General features: G+C 49.4%; 20 protein-coding genes. 14 read left to right on the top strand and 6 right to left on the bottom strand.

The window, feature by feature from the left end:
- Positions 1-6: 6 nt before the first annotated feature.
- The 7 genes from B5D50_RS04370 to ureG are packed head-to-tail and all read left to right on the top strand — an operon-like array spanning position 7 to position 5,519.
- A complete protein-coding gene (locus B5D50_RS04370) occupies positions 7-312 on the top strand; it encodes an urease subunit beta (protein ID WP_078921365.1) in 306 nt (101 codons plus the stop codon).
- The gene (gene ureC / locus B5D50_RS04365; protein WP_078921364.1) at positions 312-2,015 is read left to right on the top strand and encodes an urease subunit alpha; all 1,704 of its coding nucleotides are present in this window, start codon (positions 312-314) and stop codon (positions 2,013-2,015) included. Before B5D50_RS04370 ends, ureC begins: the two co-directional genes overlap by 1 nt.
- Positions 1,978-3,237 (top strand): AAA family ATPase, encoded by a 1,260-nt coding sequence (locus B5D50_RS04360; RefSeq protein WP_234975797.1) that lies wholly within the window; start codon positions 1,978-1,980, stop codon positions 3,235-3,237. Before ureC ends, B5D50_RS04360 begins: the two co-directional genes overlap by 38 nt.
- A 5-nt stretch (positions 3,238-3,242) precedes the next feature.
- Positions 3,243-3,704 carry a type II toxin-antitoxin system VapC family toxin gene (locus B5D50_RS04355; RefSeq protein WP_159448567.1) on the top strand — a complete coding sequence of 154 codons (462 nt, stop codon included), beginning with the start codon at positions 3,243-3,245 and terminating at the stop codon, positions 3,702-3,704.
- A gap of 36 nt (positions 3,705-3,740) precedes the next feature.
- On the top strand, positions 3,741-4,229 hold the full coding sequence (gene ureE / locus B5D50_RS04350; RefSeq protein WP_078921361.1) for an urease accessory protein UreE: 489 nt from the start codon (positions 3,741-3,743) through the stop codon (positions 4,227-4,229).
- Positions 4,195-4,893 (top strand): urease accessory protein UreF, encoded by a 699-nt coding sequence (locus B5D50_RS04345; protein ID WP_234975796.1) that lies wholly within the window; start codon positions 4,195-4,197, stop codon positions 4,891-4,893. Before ureE ends, B5D50_RS04345 begins: the two co-directional genes overlap by 35 nt.
- A gap of 14 nt (positions 4,894-4,907) precedes the next feature.
- Entirely contained in the window at positions 4,908-5,519 is a 612-nt protein-coding gene (ureG, locus tag B5D50_RS04340; protein WP_078921360.1) for an urease accessory protein UreG, read from the top strand.
- Here the strand turns inward: ureG and B5D50_RS04335 are convergent.
- From B5D50_RS04335 to B5D50_RS04320, 4 genes are read right to left on the bottom strand one after another with little or no spacing between them, the layout of a single operon-like run.
- Positions 5,516-6,340: a sugar phosphate isomerase/epimerase family protein gene (locus B5D50_RS04335; protein ID WP_078921359.1), complete on the bottom strand. Its 825-nt coding sequence runs from the start codon at positions 6,338-6,340 to the stop codon at positions 5,516-5,518. The two genes, ureG and B5D50_RS04335, sit on opposite strands and share 4 nt — an antisense overlap.
- A gap of 24 nt (positions 6,341-6,364) precedes the next feature.
- Positions 6,365-6,976: an NIPSNAP family protein gene (locus B5D50_RS04330; protein ID WP_078921358.1), complete on the bottom strand. Its 612-nt coding sequence runs from the start codon at positions 6,974-6,976 to the stop codon at positions 6,365-6,367.
- 10 nt (positions 6,977-6,986) lie between these two features.
- A complete protein-coding gene (locus tag B5D50_RS04325) occupies positions 6,987-8,705 on the bottom strand; it encodes an FAD-dependent oxidoreductase (protein ID WP_200807028.1) in 1,719 nt (572 codons plus the stop codon).
- Positions 8,702-9,520: an IclR family transcriptional regulator gene (locus tag B5D50_RS04320; RefSeq protein ID WP_078921357.1), complete on the bottom strand. Its 819-nt coding sequence runs from the start codon at positions 9,518-9,520 to the stop codon at positions 8,702-8,704. Before B5D50_RS04320 ends, B5D50_RS04325 begins: the two co-directional genes overlap by 4 nt.
- Before the next feature lie 178 nt (positions 9,521-9,698).
- Here B5D50_RS04320 and B5D50_RS04315 point away from each other — a divergent pair, with 178 nt between their 5' ends.
- The 6 genes from B5D50_RS04315 to B5D50_RS04290 all read left to right on the top strand — a co-directional run bounded on the left by B5D50_RS04315 (position 9,699) and on the right by B5D50_RS04290 (position 17,153).
- Positions 9,699-11,471 carry an FAD-dependent oxidoreductase gene (locus B5D50_RS04315; RefSeq protein WP_078921356.1) on the top strand — a complete coding sequence of 591 codons (1,773 nt, stop codon included), beginning with the start codon at positions 9,699-9,701 and terminating at the stop codon, positions 11,469-11,471.
- Between the two features lie 3 nt (positions 11,472-11,474).
- A complete protein-coding gene (locus B5D50_RS04310; RefSeq protein ID WP_078921355.1) occupies positions 11,475-11,834 on the top strand; it encodes a shikimate dehydrogenase family protein in 360 nt (119 codons plus the stop codon).
- Positions 11,835-12,131: 297 nt separating this feature from the next.
- The gene (locus tag B5D50_RS04305; RefSeq protein ID WP_078921354.1) at positions 12,132-13,127 is read left to right on the top strand and encodes a tripartite tricarboxylate transporter substrate binding protein; all 996 of its coding nucleotides are present in this window, start codon (positions 12,132-12,134) and stop codon (positions 13,125-13,127) included.
- A gap of 109 nt (positions 13,128-13,236) precedes the next feature.
- Positions 13,237-13,752 (top strand): tripartite tricarboxylate transporter TctB family protein, encoded by a 516-nt coding sequence (locus B5D50_RS04300; protein WP_078921353.1) that lies wholly within the window; start codon positions 13,237-13,239, stop codon positions 13,750-13,752.
- Positions 13,753-13,754: 2 nt separating this feature from the next.
- Positions 13,755-15,293, top strand: coding sequence for a tripartite tricarboxylate transporter permease (locus B5D50_RS04295; RefSeq protein WP_078921352.1), 1,539 nt, complete (start codon positions 13,755-13,757; stop codon positions 15,291-15,293).
- 3 nt (positions 15,294-15,296) lie between these two features.
- Positions 15,297-17,153 (top strand): bifunctional sugar phosphate isomerase/epimerase/4-hydroxyphenylpyruvate dioxygenase family protein, encoded by a 1,857-nt coding sequence (locus B5D50_RS04290; RefSeq protein WP_078921351.1) that lies wholly within the window; start codon positions 15,297-15,299, stop codon positions 17,151-17,153.
- 71 nt (positions 17,154-17,224) lie between these two features.
- Here B5D50_RS04290 and dapA read toward each other — a convergent pair whose 3' ends face one another.
- Entirely contained in the window at positions 17,225-18,097 is an 873-nt protein-coding gene (gene dapA / locus B5D50_RS04285; protein ID WP_078921350.1) for a 4-hydroxy-tetrahydrodipicolinate synthase, read from the bottom strand.
- Between the two features lie 344 nt (positions 18,098-18,441).
- A complete protein-coding gene (locus tag B5D50_RS04280) occupies positions 18,442-19,071 on the bottom strand; it encodes a hydrolase (protein WP_078921349.1) in 630 nt (209 codons plus the stop codon).
- 158 nt (positions 19,072-19,229) lie between these two features.
- On the opposite strand from B5D50_RS04280, the gene B5D50_RS04275 reads away from it, so the two are divergent.
- Positions 19,230-19,604: a hypothetical protein gene (locus B5D50_RS04275; protein ID WP_143594246.1), complete on the top strand. Its 375-nt coding sequence runs from the start codon at positions 19,230-19,232 to the stop codon at positions 19,602-19,604.
- The last annotated feature ends 45 nt before the right edge of the window (positions 19,605-19,649 follow it).

Here is a 19,649-nt window from a genome sequence, read left to right as displayed (position 1 = left end):
TAAGCCATGATTCCCGGACAACTCTTCGCTGCTGAAGGCGACATCGAACTCAACGCAGGGCGCGAAACCGTCACCCTCGCCGTTGCCAATACTGGCGACCGCCCGATTCAGGTGGGTTCGCACTACCATTTTTTTGAAACCAATAACGCCCTTGCGTTTGAACGCGACCAGGCACGCGGTTTCCGCCTCAATATTCCCGCCGGAACTGCCGTAAGGTTCGAGCCGGGGCAAACCCGCGAAGTCGAACTGGTAGCCTTTGCTGGCACACGCGAAGTCTACGGTTTCCAAGGCAAAATCATGGGGGCATTGTAATGGCAAGGATTAGCAGACAGGCTTACGCTGAAATGTACGGCCCGACCACCGGCGACCGCGTGCGTTTGGGCGATACCGCACTCATTATCGAAGTCGAACACGATCACACGGTGTACGGCGATGAAGTCAAATTCGGTGGTGGTAAAGTCATCCGCGACGGCATGGGACAATGCCAGCGCAACGATGCCGAAGTCGTCGATGTGGTGATTACCAACGCACTGATCCTCGACCATTGGGGCATTGTCAAAGCCGACATCGGTATCAAACACGGGCGCATTGTCGGCATCGGCAAAGCAGGCAACCCCGACACCCAAGCTGGCGTGAACATTCTGGTCGGCGCAGGCACGGAAGCAATTGCAGGCGAAGGCCACATCCTCACCGCTGGCGGGATTGATTCGCACATCCACTTCATTTGCCCGCAACAAATCGACGAAGCCTTAATATCCGGCGTGACTACCATGCTCGGTGGTGGCACGGGGCCTGCAACCGGCACGAATGCCACCACTTGCACCCCCGGCATCTGGAATCTGCACCGCATGTTGGAAGCCGCCGATAGCTTGCCGATGAACCTCGGTTTCTTGGGTAAAGGCAATGTCAGCCTGCCTGAACCCTTGCGTGAACAAGTCGCTGCCGGAGCCATCGGTCTGAAACTGCATGAAGACTGGGGCACAACTCCCGCCACCATCGACAACTGCCTGACGGTGGCGGATGAAATGGATGTGCAAGTCGCCATCCACACCGACACGCTCAACGAATCCGGCTTCCTCGAAGACACGCTTGCTGCCATGAAAGGCCGCGTGATCCACACCTACCACACCGAAGGCGCGGGCGGCGGACATGCCCCCGACATTATCAAAGCCTGTGGGCAAGCGAATATCTTGCCATCGTCCACCAATCCAACCCGCCCTTACACCATCAATACGGTCGACGAACACCTCGACATGCTGATGGTCTGCCACCACCTTTCCCCCGCGATTGCCGAAGACGTAGCGTTTGCCGAAAGCCGCATCCGCCGCGAAACCATTGCTGCCGAAGATATTTTGCACGACTTGGGCGCATTCTCGATGATTTCGTCGGACTCACAAGCGATGGGGCGCGTGGGCGAAGTCATCATCCGCACTTGGCAAACCGCGCACAAAATGAAAGTGCAACGCGGTAGCCTCGGCACTGATCCCGCTACACACGACAACTTCCGCGCCAAACGTTATATCGCCAAATACACCATCAACCCCGCGATTACCCACGGCATTTCTCACGAAGTCGGCTCAATCGAAGTCGGTAAACTCGCGGATTTGGTGTTGTGGAAACCGGCGTTTTTCGGCGCAAAACCGAGCCTGATCATCAAAGGCGGCATGATTATCGCCGCGCCAATGGGCGACCCGAATGCGTCAATTCCCACCCCACAACCCGTGCATTACCGTCCGATGTTTGGCGCATTCGGCAAAGCCAAACACGCCACCACCATGACCTTCCTCTCGCAAGCGGGCTACAGTGCGGGCGTGCATCAGCAATTAGGGCTGCAAAGCCTGATTGGGCTGGTGAAAAACTGCCGTACCATCAGCAAAGCCAGCATGATCCACAACGACTACCAGCCGGTGATTGAGGTCGATTCGCAAACCTATCAAGTGCGGGCGGATGGTGAATTGCTGATTTGTGAACCGGCGCGTGAATTGCCGTTGGCGCAACGTTACTTTTTGTTTTGATTTTTTCTTAGGCCATCAATTTGCCAGTGTAGTCGAAATCCGCGAGAATGGTTTCAACCCAGTGATGTGTTGGCGGCGGCGATTCAGTTACATGCGTACTGGCTTAAACGAGGAAAAACGTATGTTGACATACTCAATTAAAATCGAAGGACTCAAAGGCGTAGGTAGCGTCGAGTTGAACCTACAGGAAAACCAGCGAGTTTATACCCTGATAGGAGCGAACGGTGTCGGTAAAACCAAAACACTCGAAGCGTTGTTTCAGGTTTTGTTAGCAACCAATGAAGCGTTCGCTAACTCTCAAACAAGTTGGGGAATAGCTTTATGTTTCCGTGAAATTCAGCACATGCCTTTACCCGCATCACTAACGGCAAATAGAATACGTGATCAGCTAAAGGCACAATTTCCCTCACATCATCTACCAATAGTATTTCTCGCTTCGCAAAACCGGGGCTTTATCCAACACGACAACAAACCTGCCCAAGCCATTGGCACATTGGAACAACGCCGCAATGCCTATTTCAGTCGTTTGGTTCAAGGTATGAACAAGAACTTCACCAGCCTGAATATGGATACAGGCATTGAAGAATGGTTTGTCACCCTAGCCCAATCCGCTAACCCTTACCAAAAACAGGAAGATAACCGCGACATCGAAATCCGGGTGGTATTGGAGTTGCTAAACAAAATCGACAGCCGTATCGACCCCAAATACATGCAAATCAGCGGTGATGGTCGGGTTAATCTGAAAATTGATGGTCAGCCGCGTGAACTTTCCCATCTGAGTACTGGCTTTGCTTCCATCCTGAAAATGCTACAGGCGATTGTGTCCGGTTACGGTTATTTCACCAACGAAACCCGCTTGCAACAAGTGAAGGGCATCGTGCTGATTGACGAAATCGAAAGCCACCTGCATCTGTCTTGGCAAGCAAAAATCATCCCCTTGCTCAAACAGTTATTCCCGAATACCACGTTTTATATCACCACCCATTCTTCCATCGTGCTGTCACAACTCAAAGCAGGTGAAGCCTATCGCCTGCAACGCGATACCGATGGCGTGGTGCGTACCCAAGCGATTACTTCACCCAATACCACCTCGTTGATTGATGTGCTGCAAGAAGCCTTTGATATTGATCTGAATCGCCTGAAACTCGACAGCCTCATTCCCGCTGATCAACAACAAGCGAAACAGCAGTTACTCAACCTGATCAATGGGCAAGGGGTTTAATGACGATGCGTAAGGTTTTATTAGACGCAAATTTATTGATCGCCGCATTGGATAACGGTAGCACAACTTCCGAAGCCGAACGTACCAAAGCCAAGCAGACTTTGGCAGCCTTATTGAGCAATGCAGAAGTCGCACTGATTATTACCCCATTGATTCGCTACGAAGTGCTGCGCGGCATTGGCTGGCAAGATCAAGAGCGGTTTTTCAAGGTGAAACAATCACTGGATGGTTTTACCGAGCTGGATGTCAACCGCCAGGTTTCCGAACTGGCTGCCAACTTATTCCGCTTTGACCGTGCGACACACACAGACCAGCAACGCAATATTGAAAAGCGCAAGTTTGATGTATTCCACCTAGCCAGTGCCAAGTGCCATGATTTGGAACTGGCATCGCAGGATTCAGACATTGCGGGGTTGGAAAGCTTGTATGAGCGTTTTTACCGTCTTGGCATGAAAACTGCTTTGTAATTGTGCCATTGTTATTTCCGCTACCTAGGTTAAGTAATGCTCAAAATTGAACGTATTCTGGATAAAAGCAGCGTACCACCCTGCCAGCCGCATCTGTCGCTGACTTTGCCACACGAACGCCGCATTATCAGCCGCCAGCGCGTCACCTTGGACGATGGCAGTGATGCAGGCTTATTCCTGCCACGTGGTTCCAGCCTACAACATGGTGATGTCCTGCAAGGCGATCAAGGCGAACTGATCCGCGTGCAAGCCGCCCCCGAAACGGTTTCCACCCTGTATTGCGATGATCCGTGGCTGTTGGCGCGTGCCTGCTACCACCTCGGCAACCGCCATGTGCCGGTGCAAATCATGCAAGGCATGATCCGTTACCAGCACGATCATGTGCTGGACGAGATGTTGCACGGTCTGGGTTTGCATGTGGTGGTGGAACAAGCCCCGTTCGAGCCGGAAGCAGGCGCGTATGGTGGCGGGCATTCGCACGGACATCATCATGACCATGCTCACGCGCATTCCCATGATCACTGATCTGGCACTACTACGCCTACTGCATCTGGTCAGCCCGACCTTGCCGATTGGCTCATTCACCTATTCGCAGGGGATCGAATGGGCGGTGGAAGCGGGTTGGATTGCTACCCCCGCCGATTTACAAGGCTGGTTGGCAAGTCAGTTGCACAGCGGCATGATGCATCTGGATATTCCGGTATTGCAACGCCTGTATCACGCGATGGAACGTGCTGATGTGGAAACGCTGGAATACTGGATTCACATCCTCAACGCCAGTCGTGAAACCAGCGAGTTATTGCTGGAAGAAAAGAATCGCGGGCGGGCGTTAACCGATTTGCTGATTGCGCTGGAAATCCCCAATGCTGCCCGCTGGAAACCGCTACTCGCCCAAAGCCAAGCGGCTGCTTTCGCACTTGCTGCCGTGCATTGGCAAATCCCGTTGCAACAAGCCGCTTACGGCTATGTGTGGAGCTGGCTGGAAAACTTGGTGTTGTCAGCCGTGAAAATCATCCCGTTGGGGCAAACGCAAGGGCAGAAAATCCTGCATGAAATGACGGCGTTGCTGCCGAAAGTGGTGGCGCAAGGTTTGCAAGTAGCTGATGACGACATTGGCGCGTCATCGTCTGCGTTAGCCATTGCTAGCAGCCGCCACGAAACCCAATACACCCGCTTATTTAGATCGTGAAAAAAGGAAATACCATGTCCAATCCATTGAGAGTCGGTGTCGGCGGCCCGGTCGGTTCTGGCAAAACCGCGCTGCTGGATGCGCTGTGCAAAGCCATGCGCGACACTTACGACATTGCCGTTGTCACCAACGACATTTACACGCAGGAAGATGCGCAATTCCTGATGCGTAGTGAAGCCTTGCCCGTGGAGCGTATTGTCGGCGTGGAAACCGGCGGCTGCCCGCATACCGCGATCCGCGAAGATGCCTCCATGAATCTGGCAGCGGTGGAAGATTTGCAAATCCGCTTCCCCGACCTCGATCTGATTTTCATCGAAAGCGGTGGGGATAATCTGTCAGCAACCTTTAGCCCTGAACTCGCCGACCTCACCATTTACGTGATCGACGTGGCGGAAGGCGAAAAGATTCCGCGCAAAGGCGGCCCCGGCATTACCCGTTCTGACTTGCTGGTGATTAATAAAATCGACCTAGCACCTTACGTGGGCGCTTCGCTGGAAGTGATGGAGAGTGACAGTAAACGGATGCGCGGCGAACGTCCGTTTGTGTTTACCAACTTGAAAGAAAAATTGGGCTTGCAGACGATTATTGATTTTATCGTCCACAAGGGGATGTTAGCTCGTGCTTAAATAAACCTATTCAAGCTGTTTAAGCAGGCTTGCATCTTTTGGAGTGCCTCTGCTGCCCGTTGCTGGGCGGGTACTGTGCTTGCGCGTTCCTTTTGTGGGATTTCTAGGCTCACTACCAAATCCTCACCTTTTGGCACAGCAGTGAAGAGGCTCAATAAATCAAGCTCGCCATCACCCGGCATTAAACGCTCGGCACGGGCGGTATGAATTAAACCCTCGGTGCTGTGTTCATAATGAAGTGGGGCATCGCAAAACTGTACATAGTGAATCAGTGCAGGGTCAACCGTAGCTAACTCTGCTAGGGTGCTTGCAGAGCGTGCAAAATGCAGAGCATCAATTAATAGCCCTGCATTGGTTTGCTGAGCTTGATGAATCACCTGCAAGGCGGTCTTCAAGTTGGGGACTTGAGTCCACGGCATGAATTCTAGATCCGCTGTCATCTGATATTGCGCGGCTAATTCGCAGAAGGCTGCAAAATTGTCCGTACAACGAGTTAAATCAGGATCATCGCCTGCCACTAGAATATGTTTTGCACCTAAACCTGCACCACATTCTAAAAAAGCTTGAGTGTTGCTTGCCTGAAATTGAGCATTGAGGCGAATAATCTCAATATCAGCGACCGTGATACCGGTCTCTGCGAGGACTTGTTGAGTAGCTTGATAGACTGTTTGGTCAGTGAAAATGGCAAACGGGGCTTCAGTTCCGGCTGGCCATAAACGTAAGCCGACATGCTGATAGCCCGTATCAGCAGCGATCTGCACTGCCTCAGGCGGCTCGACCTCCATCACCGTCAAATAAGCGAGCGAAAAACGATAGCGCATAGTGTTGATCTCTTAAGTTTGCTCTTATTTCAAGGGTGAGAATGCCAGTGGCACGGCTAAAGTCGAGGTCATTGCTGGGCTTAACCAATCAGGACCGCCTTGGGGGGGCCAAATGCCATCTGCCACGGTTTTTGCTCGCAGCTCAGCGCGTTGATTAGCAGAGGCATACGGCCAAATTTGTGTGAATCGAGGTGCTCCATCCAAGGCATACATGGCGATGGTCATCGCAGAGTGCTCAATCCGTGCAGGAATCGCTGCCCGCCATTTTTCAAGCGTTGGTGCTAAACCATTGAGTTTCGTGTGATAAGTACGGATCTCATACACTGCACCATAGTTTCCTGTTTGTATCGGCGGCACAAAATCAAAGGGCAGATAAGTATCCGTTGTATAATTCACTAAATACTCTAGACAGCCATAAGGATTATCAGACATTAGTACTCGTTGGCGTTCACCGACTAAGGCCGCTAAATCTGAGAAGCCACGTAATAAGTAGACTTCATTCAATGCGCCAATATCAGCGGCCCATGCACCGAATAACTGTCCTTGCCCGGCTGCTAAAAAGCTTTGAATCCCTGGTGCGGCTTTAGCTGCGCCAAATAAAATGGTTTTTAAAGTAGTGAGTTCGTAATATTGCATCAATCATCTCCTAGGAAGAGGGGGTAAGTGCTTGGTTTGCGAGGGTGCAGCCAATCACATAGCCAAAGGTCATGGCAGGCCCTAGGGTAATGCCGCCACTAGGGTAATGGCCTTGGAAGATACTGGCCATATCATTGCCAACTGCAAATAAGCCTTCGATAATTTGCTGCTTGGAGTTTAGGACTTGGGCATTTTCATTAGTGGTGATACCAGCAAACGTGCCTAAACTCCCTGCAACTAATTTCACTGCATAAAAAGGGGCTTGCGTGAGTGGAGCTAGGCAAGGGTTGGGGGTGTGTTCAGGATCACCTTGGATGCGGTTATAAGGGGATTCACCGCGCTGAAATTGATTATCCCTGCCTTGTAAGGCATCTGCATTGAAGGTCTTGAGCGTTGCCGTTAGCTGGTTGGCATCAATTCCGCATTGTGCTGCCAAGTCTTGAAGGCTATTAGCACGTTTTAAGTAGCCACTTTTTAAATACGGATACAGCGGAAATGGAAAAGGTTTTGCCCAACCCAAACCCCAGCGTCGTTGTGCACGGTGATCAGCGATTAACCAGCAATAAGGTTCTTGAGCGGCGGGTGTGGCTTTAAATAGTTGGGTCATAAATTCATGATAAGAATCTGCTTCACTCACAAAGCGCTGACCATTGGGTAACACCGCAATAATCCCGGGTTTAGCGCGATCAATCAGATGCGGAAAATGCAGCAACTCACCTCGACGAGTTGGCACTAAGGATACCGGTGACCAAGCGCCTGCCTGCACAAAATTGCTGAGCTGCGCACCTAGTTGTTCAGCGAATTGAATACCATCGCCGGTATTGGTGTTCGGCGCAGCAGAATAATGCTGCCTACCATTTTCGGGTCTAAACCATTGGGCTTGTCGTGCTAAATCATGGGGGAAACCACCGGTAGCAAGGACGACCGCTTGCTTGGCGAACAGGATTTGAGTTTGACCTTGTGCCGTGATTTTCACTCCACTGATCCGCTCACCGTGTTTGACCAGCTCCAGAACTTGCACCTGAGTGTGATATTCAACTCCTTGATCGAGAGCGGATTTTAATAAGCGGGCGACCAAAGCATTGCCATTCACGAGTTGCATGCTGCGTTGATAGCGCAATAAATCCCAAGCATGTTTGCCTAAGCGCTTCAATACATAGTAAGCCGATGCTAGGGAGCGGCTGGCTTGATAGAAATGCCGCAGATCTTGCCCTGAGGCTATCCCCATCCCAGCGAGCGAAATTACACTCAAGGGGGGGCGTAAGTCTTTAATGGCTGCCCCTAATTCGCGGCCATCAAAAGCCGCTGCACAAACTGAGCGTCCGCCCCTAGCGCTGCCAGCTACGGGATAAAAATCAGGGATCTGATTGCCATCTATAAAACGCACGGCAGTATGCGTCTGGAAAAACTCGACCATGGCTGGGGCGACTTCTAAGAAACGGCGTATTTTCGGATTATCCGCTGCTAAGCCAAGTTGGCTGCTTAAATACGCTAAAGGCTCGGCGATGGTTTCTTGAATCCCCGCTTGTTGGGCAAGGGGATTACCCGGTACCCATAGCCATCCTCCAGACCAAGCACTTGTACCCCCTACGACCTCAGCTTTTTCTAAGACTACGACCTTTAAGCCAAAATAGGCAGCAGTGACAGCGGTCGCTAAACCCCCCGCACCTGAACCGAGTACAATCAGGTCATAGCAAGTGGTAGGGGGAGGGGTGGTCATGATGCTCATGCAAGTTTCCTAAGCGCTGGCTTGGGGCGGTGTTGACTGAAATACAAGGAGGCTCGGCTGGCTTCACCTAAGGCTAAAGCCGCTTGTTTTAAAGCAGTAGCCATGTCTTGCATGACGGTGGGTGTTAAGCGTGCTGAGGGGCCGGCAATACTGACTGTGCCAATCGCCTGTTGAGTATCGGCTTGATAAATCACAGTTGCCATCGCCGCCATCCCTGCGAGGAAACTATTGCTATTCATGCTATAGCCGCGCTCACGAATGGTGGCTAGGATTGATAATAATTCAGCGATAGATTGTGGCGCCGCCTCACCAGCGGGTTGGGTTTTATGTAGACCTTGCTGCATGACTAAGGCGATAGCCTCCTCGTCACTCATGGCCGCTAACCATGCTTGCCCACCCGCAGATGAGGCTAAATGGGCAATTTGGCCTTGCTCACTACCGGGGTCATAGCGTAGACCTGAGGTTGCACCTTGTGCTACCCCTACCCAAATCAAGTGATCGCCATCCGCTAGGGCTAGGCGTACTAGTTCTTGGCTGGTCTGGGCTAAGTCATCTAGGATCGGCTGGCTGAGATCGCAAAAACCTGTTTGACCTAAAAAGGATAAGCCTAAAGAGGCTAATTTAATCGTCAGGGTATACTCGCCCATGCTGTGGGCTTGATGCACATAACCACTGCGCTCTAATTCTTTCAAAAGCCGATGAACACCACTCACGGGCATATCTAGGGCAGAGGCGATTTCGCTAACAGGGCAACCCAAAGGGCGACGAACCATAAATTCTAACACAGCTAAGGCTTTTTCTAGGGCGCTACTCATTTTTGTTTCCTCTTCAAGTCAACTGAATCAGGAATCATTACTAAGATAGCAAATAAAAACAAATATTGAAACAATTTCAAATATTGAAACAATTTCAAATTTATGTGAATATCTAAGCTTGAATGACCGGACTCAAGCCGAATGGTGAGACTTGAGTCACCCACTCATGGAGGCTTGAATGGCACAGACACAAGCGAGCCAGTGGCTGGCAACACTTCCCGAGCAGGCAGAATACGATGTAGTGGTCTTAGGCACCGGTGCAGCAGGGATGGCAGCAGCTTTATTTGCATCCATCGCGGGCAGTAAAGTGCTGTTAGTGGAGCGGACTGAATATGTCGGTGGCACGACCGCTTGGTCCGGTGGGACGACTTGGGTGCCTTTAACTCGTTATCTAGCTGATACCCCCACTGAAGATAGTTTTGAGCAGGTGATGTCTTTTTTAGATGCTGCTGTGGGTGAGCATGCTCCTCGTGCCATGCGCGAAGCCTTTCTTAAAGACGGTGCGAATGCGATTCACAACTTAGTGGATCATACCCAAGTAGCCTTCCGGGCTTGTGCTTATCATCCTGATTATTTGGCGGATTTGCCCGGTGCCACTGTGAATGGGCGGGCTTTAGAGCCATTGCCGTATCAGGCAGGGCATTTAGGTGTCAATTTACAATTATTACGCCCACCGATTCCAGAGTTCACCGTCTTAGGCGGGATGATGGTCAATCGCGAAGATATTAGTCATCTGCTCCAGCGCTTTAAAAAGCCTAAATCTTTTCTCTATACCCTCAAGTTGGTTGGGCGTTATTACCGGGATAAACTCTTCTATGGGCAAACCGCCAGAAGCGTAATGGGGCATGCTTTGATTGCGCGGATGTTGGCTTCAGTGTTGGAGCGGCAGATTGAGCTAACCGTTTCAACGCAAGTCACTGATTTGAAAATTAATACCGAGGGGTCAGTGCAATTAAGCTTGCAACAAGCCGGTATAAGCAAACAAGTCCAAGCTAAAGGTGGGGTGATTTTAGCTACCGGTGGCTTTGGGCGTGATCCTGACAAGCGCAAGGCTTACTATCCAGCGGGTGTTCCCGATTTTAGTCCGACTGCTCCCGGTCATACCGGTGAATTACATAAACAAGTGCTGAGCTTAGGCGCTAGTTATGGCCAAGCAGAAGATCAACCCGCTTTTTGGGCACCGGTATCTATCCGTCGTCGTGCAGACACTAGCTTGGCTGTTTTCCCGCATTTTGTTTTTGACCGCAGTAAACCCGGTACGATCTGTGTTGATCAAACGGGGCAGCGCTTTGTGAATGAAAGCTGCTCTTATCACGAGTTTGCTAAGCAGATGCTGGCAGGGGGAGCAAGGACTAATCCCGCTTGGATTATCTGTGATGCCCCCGCGATTCAGAAATATGGTTTGGGTATGGTGCGCTTAGGGGGCGATAAGCTCAGTCCGTATTTAGCGGATGGCTATTTACTGACGGCAGCCAGCCTCGATGAGTTAGCACAAAAATTACTAGTCTCGGCTGAAAATCTTAAGGCCGCTATTGCGCAAATGAATGAAGCCGCTGAAAGCGGTGTTGATCATTTATTTCAGCGCGGCTCGACCGTGTATCAACGTGCTAATGGTGATCCGAGCCATCAACCGAATCCGAGTTTAGGCTTGATTAAAACCCCGCCTTTTTATGCGCTCAAGCTCTATCCTGCTGATATTGGTACGGCTAAAGGTTTGCAGGCGGATACCTCAGCACGCTTAATTCGTGAAGATGGCAGTGTGATTGAGGGGTTATACGCTTGTGGCAATGATTTGAATTCAATCATGGGTGGTACTTATCCGGGGCCTGGGATTACTATCGGCCCTGCGATTGTATTTGGCTATATCGCTGCGCAAGCGGCGAGTCACCGTGCTAAGGCACAGTTACAACAGAGACGTGATCAAGATCTCGATCAAGCTAAGGATCAATAAGGTATGCAACTCAATGGCGAAACTCAGCTCTTTCCTATCATTGGCGACCCGATTGCTCAAGTCCGCTCGCCACAGTTTTTAAGCGAAATTTTGGCACGGCGGGGGGTGAATGCGCTGGTGCCGCCGCTGCAAGTTAAACCGGCCGATTTGGATGCTACGGTAGCGGTCTTACGCAGCATACAAAATGTTCGTGGCATGGTGGTGACGATTCCGCATAAGGTCAGTTGTCTGACGCATTGTGATCAAGTCTCCGAGCGTGCGGCCTTTGTCGGCTCAGTGAATATTATCCGCAAGACCGCTGCAGGTCAGTGGGTGGGGGATGGTGTCACCGCTGGTGGCTTATGCTCGCCGCTTAGGCTGTAAGACGATGGTCGGGGCGGATATGTTTAATGCTGAAGCTGAGATTTTGGTGGATTTTATGCTGGCAGAGGTATGACAGCCACTGATAATGAATAGAAAAGCTGCAATAAGTATTGTAATTCTGCAAGTAAACGTGCAAATTGTACCAAGCGGTTCATACGATAATGACGATAATTCAACGACCTGCTGGGACTTAAAAGAGAGCAAGTTTTAGTAGGGCATTGCATAAAAGCGTAATAAACGATTGAACCCTTGATAGATTGTTTCATTTGATCATTAGGTTTTGGAGGAGTTAAAACCATGAAGAGAACCTTATTAGCCTTAAGTTTAGCGGCATTGACTAGTGTCAGCACATTCGCAGTGGCAGCTTATCCTGAAAAAGATATTAATGGCATTATTGCTTGGGGCGCAGGTGGTAGTACTGATACAGTCGCACGTTCAGTCGCGCCGCATGTGGAAAAGATCTTAGGCGGTACTATCGTCCTTTCCAATAAAACAGGCGGAGTTGGGGTGATTGCCACGAAGTTTGTGGATTCGCAAGCAGCGGATGGCTATACCTTATTGATGAATGCTGAAAACCCTCAACTGTATAAAGTCATGGGCTTAGCAGACATGGACTACAGCAATTTCACACCGATCAATGTCTTAGCTCGTGGTGTTCCAGTGATTGTGGCACGTAAAGATGCACCTTATAACACGATTAAAGAATTCATTGACTATGCTCAAGCGCATCCAAAAGAAGTAAAAACCGGCTCAACAGGCCCTGGCGGTTTAACTTCAGTGGTGCTGGCGATGATCAACACTGAAAATAAAATGGAGCTGACTGCCATTCCTTATGATGGTGATGGTCCGGCTTTAACCGCCTTGCAAGGTGGGGCGATTGATGTGATGCCAGCAGTCTTAGGTGCAACCTTAGAACATGTCAAAGCAGGGCGGATGAAGGTCTTAGGCGTGGTAGATAAAGAAGCTCATGCCTTACTCCCAGATGCTAAGCCGATTACTGCTGATTATCCAGTGTATGAAAAATATTTGCCTTGGGGGCCTTTCTTTGGTGTCTTCGCGAAGAAAGATACTCCAGAAGATGTCACTGCTAAGCTGGTTGATGCCTATAACCAAGGCAGTCAAGATGAAGCCTTCAAGAAACTATTGGCAGATCGTGGTTTTATCCAATTGAATATTGCCGGCAAAGAAGCCGATGACTTTCTCAAGCGCTGGCAGTCGGTGACGTCTTGGTTAGTTTTTGATGCAGGCATTGCGAAAAAATCGCCAGAAGAGTTCGGTATCCCAAAACCTTAATTCTCCTCCCTAGCGCTCCCTTGTCTGTTTTAGATAAGGGAGCAAGCTAGTTCCGATCACTCGCCTTGAGCCGAGTACTCTGTCCAGTCTGCTATGAGGAGGCTTAGATATGGATGCAACCCCAAGAAAACCCGGTGAAACGGGCTTCAATATTCTCTTACTGCTTGGCAGTATTTTTCTGTTCTATCAAGCTTACAAAATTGCCGGTTTTTCTGCTTTAAGCTCGCCGGGGGCGATTCCGATGGCAGCCAGCGCGATTATGGTGATTACGACTTGCATTATTGTGGTTAAAGAGTTTGCACGTCCTAAGGCTGAAGGTGGGGCGAAAGCCTTCTTCACCCAAATCCTACCGTTTACGATTGCGGTCATGTGTGGGCTGATTATTCTGTTCGCCGTAGTTTTGCAACAACTGGGTTTCGTGCTGACGGGGCTGGCGTTTTTGTGGGTCTCTATTTGGTTTTTGCAAAAACGAAGCCCACTGTCTGCTGCTTTGATTGCTTTATTATGTGTGTTCGTTATCTATGTGTTATTCCGCTTGATTTTCCAAGTGATTTTGCCAGAAGGCATTATTCCTGAGCGCGATATTATCGCTAGTGTTAAGAACTTCTTTGCAGGAGCGAAATAATCATGCCAGAAACTTTACAATATTTTTTGATGACATGGACGCAACCGCAACTGTTGTTTCTGACAGCGATAGGTACTTTTGCAGGTATTTATATCGGTGCGATTCCGGGGCTATCAGTGACGATGGCCGTGTCGATTTTGATTTCCTTCACCTTTAGTTGGGAAGTGAATAATGCCTTAGCCCTGATGGCAGGTATTTATATGGGTGGGGTGTATGGTGGTTCGCGCACGGCGATTCTGCTGAATATTCCGGGTGCGCCTTCGGCCATTGCTACGGCTTTAGATGGTTACCCTTTAGCGAAAAAAGGCTTGGCCGGGGAGGCCATTGGTTTATCCACAACCATTTCTACTCTTGGTGGTTTTTTCGGGATTCTGATCTTAGCGATTGCGGCCCCGTTTGTGAGTGAGTTTGCCCTGCGCTTCCAGCCCCGTGATTACTTATTATTAGCAGTCATGGGTTTGCTATTGGTCGGGTCTTTATCCGGTGGCAGTATGGCGAAAGGAGTGTTTGCCGGGGCGCTTGGTATTTTGCTCGGTTCAGTGGGTTTAGACCCTTTGACGGCTGAAGAGCGCTTTACCTTTGGTTACACGGATCTGATGACGGGTATCTCTGCGATTGCGATTATGATTGGGATGTTTGGGGTATCGGAAGCGCTGGATCAAATGCATTATCTGAGTATGCCAGCTATTAAGCAGCGTTTAACACGCATTGTTCCCTCGTGGCAAGACGTGAAAAAACATTTACCTTTGGGTTTACGCTGCTCAGCTTTAGGCACTTTCATTGGCGCTTTACCCGGCACAGGGGGCGATATTGCTGCTTTAATGGCTTATGACCATGCTAAGCGCTCGACGAAAAATCCTGAAGTTCCTTTTGGCGAAGGGGCAAAAGAAGGGATCGTCGCTCCTGAGGCAGCCAATAATGCAGCTGTCGGTGGCGCATATATCCCGATGTTGACCTTGGGGATTCCGGGGGATGCTGTCACGGCGGTGATTGTGGGGGCTATGTTTGTGCATGGTTTGAATCCAGGCCCGTTATTGATGATCGAACGCCCTGAAATCTTTTGGTTCACGGTCGGTACCTTGACCTTAGCGACAATTTTCATGTTCATCTTTGGCATGACGGGGATTAAGATTTTTACTAAGATTGTGGAATGGCCGAAAACCGTTTTATTACCCGTGATTTTGCTGCTGAGCATTGTCGGTTGCTATGCGATTAATAATTCCGTCACTGATGTGTGGTGGATGTTAGGGTTTGGGATTATCGGTTATTTTATGAAAACGTATGGTTATCAGTTAGGGCCGGTGATTTTAGGCTTAATCTTATCGCGCTTGATTGATGATAATTGGCGGCGGGCGATTATTTCTGAGCAAGAAAGTGTAGTGGGGTTATTTACTGGGATTTTCATGAGCCCACTGTCCCTATTCTTGTTCTTAACCATCGTGTTTTTATTGTTTAGCCAAACTAAATTATGGGTGAAACTGAAAACACGAGTTTTGGGTCGTTCCGCTAAGGATGTAACTATTGACCCCACTCAGGTTTAAACGATGCAGCTTGCACTGACTACTTCTACGCTCGCCGGTGATCTTCAAGAGAAATTACAGGCCGCTGCCAAAGCTGGCTTTGCGGGGGTAGAGTTGTTTGAAAAGGATTTATTGTATTCGGATAAATCGGCAAGTGAGCTACAAAGTTTAGCCCAACAACTAGGGTTGCAGCTGTTTACCTTGCAACCCTTTACGGATTTTGAGGGCTTGCCTCCGGCCTTACGCAGCAAAGCCTTCGAGCGTGCACAACGCAAGTTTCAACTGATGCAAGAGTTAGGGATTACTACGCTCGTGGTCACTAGCTCAACTTCACCGCAAGCCGCTGCAGATTGGCAGGTCTTAGCGGCGGATTTAGCGGAGCTTGCGGATGGGGCGGCTCAATTCCAACTCCGCATTGCCTATGAGCCTTTGCCGTGGGCTGCCCAGATTAAAACCCTTCAGCAAGCTTTTGAGCTAGTGCAGTTAGCACAGCGTCCGAACTTAGGTTTGGTTTTGGATAGTTTTAGCTTTTTCGCCTTAAAAACTGAGCTGACTAGTCTGAGCGCTGCTTTAGTCGAGCGTATATTCATCGTGCAATTGGCGGATTCACCAGAATTAACGATGGACATTCAGCAATTAGATAAACATTTTCGTTGCTATGCAGGGCAGGGGATCTTGCCGCTCCCTGCTTTATTTAAGCAGTTACGCGCTTTAGGTTTTGCGGGTCTAGTTTCACAAAAAGTGCCGTGTGAAGAATTTCGAGCGAGTAATCCCTATCAGATTGCGCGTAATGGTTATCGCTCTTTGCAATGGCTCATTAAGCAAACTGCGGCTGAGCCTAATCCAGCACCGTCTTTATTATCAAGCCTTGAGTTTGTTGAATTAGCCAGCCAAGGCGGCGAAGCCAATTGGCTAGAGCAGCTTTTACTCGCCTTAGGTTTTCGCAAAACGCATCAGCATCGTAGTAAAGAGGTAGGACTCTATCGGCAAGGGCAGATTAATTTATTGATTAATCGGGAGGCAGATAGTTTTGCCAATGCTTATTATGACCGACACGGCAGCTCGGTTTGCGCTTTGGGTTTAGGCTCAAACCAGCTTGAGCAAGTGCTGGCGAATTGCCGTGAATACCGTTGTGATTTTGTGCAATCACCGCATTTACCGGATGAAATGGCCTTACCTGCTATTCGGAATGTTGGTGATGGTTTACTGTATTTAGTGGATACAGCGCAAGCTGAGCGCTTTTTTGAAGTTGATTTTGTGCCTCTGCCACCTGAATCACTCAATCCGCTGGGTTTTGGTTTAACCCGTATTGATCATATTACGCAAGCCGTGTCTTCGACTGAATTCTTAGCGGTGATTCAGTTTTATCAAATCTTGTTTGGTTTAACCGCCAATGCAGAATACGATCTGATTGACCGTAATGGCATTGTGCATAGTCGTTCGTTGGTAAATGCCGAGCATAGTGTACAGTTCCCGATTAATACTTCACTTTCCCGTGAATCCTCGACTGAGCGCTTTCGTGTGGGGCTTTCAGGCTCGGGGGTGCAGCATATTGCTTTGCAATGTGAAGATATTTTTGCAGTCGCCAAACAACTCAATCCTCATCATATTTTGCCCATTTCCCCGAATTATTATGAAGAAGTCCAAGCCGAGTTTCTGCTGGATGCTGCTTTAGTCGAGTCAATGCGCGCCCATAATATTCTCTATGATGCCAATGAGCAGGGTGAGTTTTTTCATATTTATACCCGCCATATCAATGGTTTATTTTTTGAAATTGTGCAGCGCCAAGGTTATCAAGGTTTCGGGGAAAGAAATGCGGCCGCCCGGTTAGCCGCGCAAGCCCGGGAGTATCAGCGGATGCGGGAATTGCTGCTGATTTGATAGCTCCGAACTAAGATTCAGCCAGTACCCAAGCTTAGATACTGGCTAAGTTGTTAAGTGGTCGTGTTAGCTTAAATCAGCTCTAAGTGTTCTAAACATTGGCGAATTTCAGCTTGAGTCGCTGGGCTTAAAGGTATCAGCGGTAATCGCACTTCGTCACTGCAAAGACCTAGCAGCGAGGCTGCATACTTAGGGCCAGAGGGATTGGGTTCACGGAATAAGGCTTGATGCAAGGGGACTAGTTTTTCATGAATCGTGAGTGCTTCACGATAAGCGCCTGTCAAACAGGCGGTTTGGAATTGTGCGCACAGCTTAGGCGCAATATTGGCCGTGACAGAAATACACCCATGACCACCTGAAGCATTATAGGCCAAAGCGGTCATATCATCGCCAGAGAGATAGCTAAACGGCGATTGGATTAATTGTCGCTCTTGGCAAATCCGCGTTAAATCACCAGTGGCATCTTTCACCCCTAGCACACGCGGCAATTGGGCTAGGCGCGCCATCGTCTCGGCTTTAATATCGACCACTGCCCGGGGCGGAATATTGTAAATAATAATCGGAAGATGGCTGTGTTCGTGTAGATAATGAAAATGCTGGTATAAGCCCTCCTGCGAGGGGCGATTGTAATAACCTGCGACACACAAAATCGCAGCGGCCCCTAAATCCTCTGCTACTTGTGCATAATGCACGGATTCAAGTGGATTATTTGAGCCAGCCCCCGCAATGACGGGAACACGTCCTGCGGTTTCTTCAAGCACAATACGAATGACTTGTTCGTGCTCAGCGCGGGTAACCGTGGGGGATTCACCGGTTGTACCCATAGGGACTAGGCCATGACTGCCTTGCTCAATCTGCCAATTCACCATATTTCGCAACGCTGATTCATCCACTCTACCGGCTCGAAACGGCGTGATTAACGCCACGTATGATCCACTAAACATTTTAGTTTCCTTTTTCACTAGGCAAAAAAAAACCTAGCCGCAGATAAGTGCGGCTAGGTTTGGTAATTGAGTCTAAAAATTAAGAGCGCAAACTACCCCGAACCGCTATGGGAGCGGCGTTTAGACTTCTTGACTAGACCAGCAGCGAAGTTAAACATGGGGAGAATAATACCTTTAATCTGTCATTAAATGCGTTATTAGACGAATGCGTCATTAGACTGAGCGTGAGTATAAAAGCGAAAATACTAATCAGCTAGTCCTGATTGAGTCTAAGCTTGATAAGTTGCGGTTAAAGTCGCCTTGCCTAAACCATTAGCCTAACTAAGGCAGGTGACTTATCCGCGTCACTTTGCCGATTTAAGGGCATGCATGGCCCCAAAATAAGCCCGCAAAATAGCCCGTAAGCGCTCAGCACCCGCACGTCCCCAGTCGCGTTGTAGTTCGCAAGCCAAGGATAAAACTGAAATGGGCTTAGCTCCCGCTTGAATCATGCGTTGGATAGCAGCTTCGTGGGAGGCTTGGCTCACTCCACCAATCGCATCCACCACTACATACACTTCATAACCGTCACGTAAAGCATCTAAGGTCGGGAAGGCTACACAGACTTCTGTCCATAAGCCTGCAATGATCAGTTTCTTGCGCCCGGTTTGCTCCACGGCTTGCTTAAAATCGGGATCTTCCCACGAATTTAGGGTGGTGCGGTCAATTTCTTCTACGCCAGGTAGGGCGGCAAGTAATTCGGTATTCGTACCACCCATCCCATGTTTCACGAAGACTGTGCTCAGTACCACGGGGAGCTGAAAACTGGTCGCGACCTGCCCTAAAATGGTCACATGGGCTAATAGTTCATCATGGTTGACCGAACCGACGCCTGCATATTGATCAGGTTGGTAGTCAATAAAACTGATTACTGCATTTTCAGGGGTAATCAAGGTATCAGTAAGGGGATCACGGATAGGAGTGACATCAGACATAATTCTTTCCTCTAAAAGTTAGCGGTACGAGAGACCACTCTGGATCAAGAGATAGCGAAACCCAAGCTTAAAGTATAGTCATGCCGTTGCGTTTTGGTAGCCAAAACCCTCTTAATTCCCCGTTGACAGTCTTGCTTTAAGCGCCTATGCTAATGGGCATGAAACCTTACCTTGTTATTTTTCTGTTCATCTTCAGCTTCCTTGCGAATAGCAGTGGGATGGCTGGTATGTGGTCGGGAATAGGCAAGGGGCTAGACCCAGTGCAGATTGAAGAGGTAAAAGCAGTCTCTCAACCAGTGGCTATGGGTGAGCACTGCCATTCGCTTAAGTCGGTATCTGCGCCCACGAATTCTGATTGCGGCATGCAGTCGGGTGGGTCTTGTGACAATTGCTTTACCCATTGTGGGGGAGCTTTGCTCACTGCTGAGTTTCCTAATTTTACTATGCCACCTCCGTTATTGGTTGAGCATAAGGCTCATTTTTATACCCCGCTGCTAAACACGGCCTTTTTCCGCCCTCCCCAAATTGCTTAAATCCTTGGCTAATTACACAGCCTAAATCTAATAAACCGATGATGT

Source organism: Thiothrix eikelboomii, from assembly GCF_900167255.1.
Classification (GTDB): Bacteria; Pseudomonadota; Gammaproteobacteria; order Thiotrichales; family Thiotrichaceae; genus Thiolinea; species Thiolinea eikelboomii.
This window is presented reverse-complemented; position numbering and strand designations above follow the sequence as displayed.

Coding starts and splice junctions, on each gene's coding strand:
- B5D50_RS04370 (WP_078921365.1), top strand. CDS start 7: ATGATTCCCGGACAACTCTTCGCTGCTGAAGGCGACATCGAACTCAAC.
- ureC (WP_078921364.1), top strand. CDS start 312: ATGGCAAGGATTAGCAGACAGGCTTACGCTGAAATGTACGGCCCGACC.
- B5D50_RS04355 (WP_159448567.1), top strand. CDS start 3,243: ATGCGTAAGGTTTTATTAGACGCAAATTTATTGATCGCCGCATTGGAT.
- ureE (WP_078921361.1), top strand. CDS start 3,741: ATGCTCAAAATTGAACGTATTCTGGATAAAAGCAGCGTACCACCCTGC.
- B5D50_RS04345 (WP_234975796.1), top strand. CDS start 4,195: ATGACCATGCTCACGCGCATTCCCATGATCACTGATCTGGCACTACTA.
- ureG (WP_078921360.1), top strand. CDS start 4,908: ATGTCCAATCCATTGAGAGTCGGTGTCGGCGGCCCGGTCGGTTCTGGC.
- B5D50_RS04335 (WP_078921359.1), bottom strand. CDS start 6,340: ATGCGCTATCGTTTTTCGCTCGCTTATTTGACGGTGATGGAGGTCGAG.
- B5D50_RS04330 (WP_078921358.1), bottom strand. CDS start 6,976: ATGCAATATTACGAACTCACTACTTTAAAAACCATTTTATTTGGCGCA.
- B5D50_RS04325 (WP_200807028.1), bottom strand. CDS start 8,705: ATGAGCATCATGACCACCCCTCCCCCTACCACTTGCTATGACCTGATT.
- B5D50_RS04320 (WP_078921357.1), bottom strand. CDS start 9,520: ATGAGTAGCGCCCTAGAAAAAGCCTTAGCTGTGTTAGAATTTATGGTT.
- B5D50_RS04315 (WP_078921356.1), top strand. CDS start 9,699: ATGGCACAGACACAAGCGAGCCAGTGGCTGGCAACACTTCCCGAGCAG.
- B5D50_RS04310 (WP_078921355.1), top strand. CDS start 11,475: ATGCAACTCAATGGCGAAACTCAGCTCTTTCCTATCATTGGCGACCCG.
- B5D50_RS04305 (WP_078921354.1), top strand. CDS start 12,132: ATGAAGAGAACCTTATTAGCCTTAAGTTTAGCGGCATTGACTAGTGTC.
- B5D50_RS04300 (WP_078921353.1), top strand. CDS start 13,237: ATGGATGCAACCCCAAGAAAACCCGGTGAAACGGGCTTCAATATTCTC.
- B5D50_RS04295 (WP_078921352.1), top strand. CDS start 13,755: ATGCCAGAAACTTTACAATATTTTTTGATGACATGGACGCAACCGCAA.
- B5D50_RS04290 (WP_078921351.1), top strand. CDS start 15,297: ATGCAGCTTGCACTGACTACTTCTACGCTCGCCGGTGATCTTCAAGAG.
- dapA (WP_078921350.1), bottom strand. CDS start 18,097: ATGTTTAGTGGATCATACGTGGCGTTAATCACGCCGTTTCGAGCCGGT.
- B5D50_RS04280 (WP_078921349.1), bottom strand. CDS start 19,071: ATGTCTGATGTCACTCCTATCCGTGATCCCCTTACTGATACCTTGATT.
- B5D50_RS04275 (WP_143594246.1), top strand. CDS start 19,230: ATGAAACCTTACCTTGTTATTTTTCTGTTCATCTTCAGCTTCCTTGCG.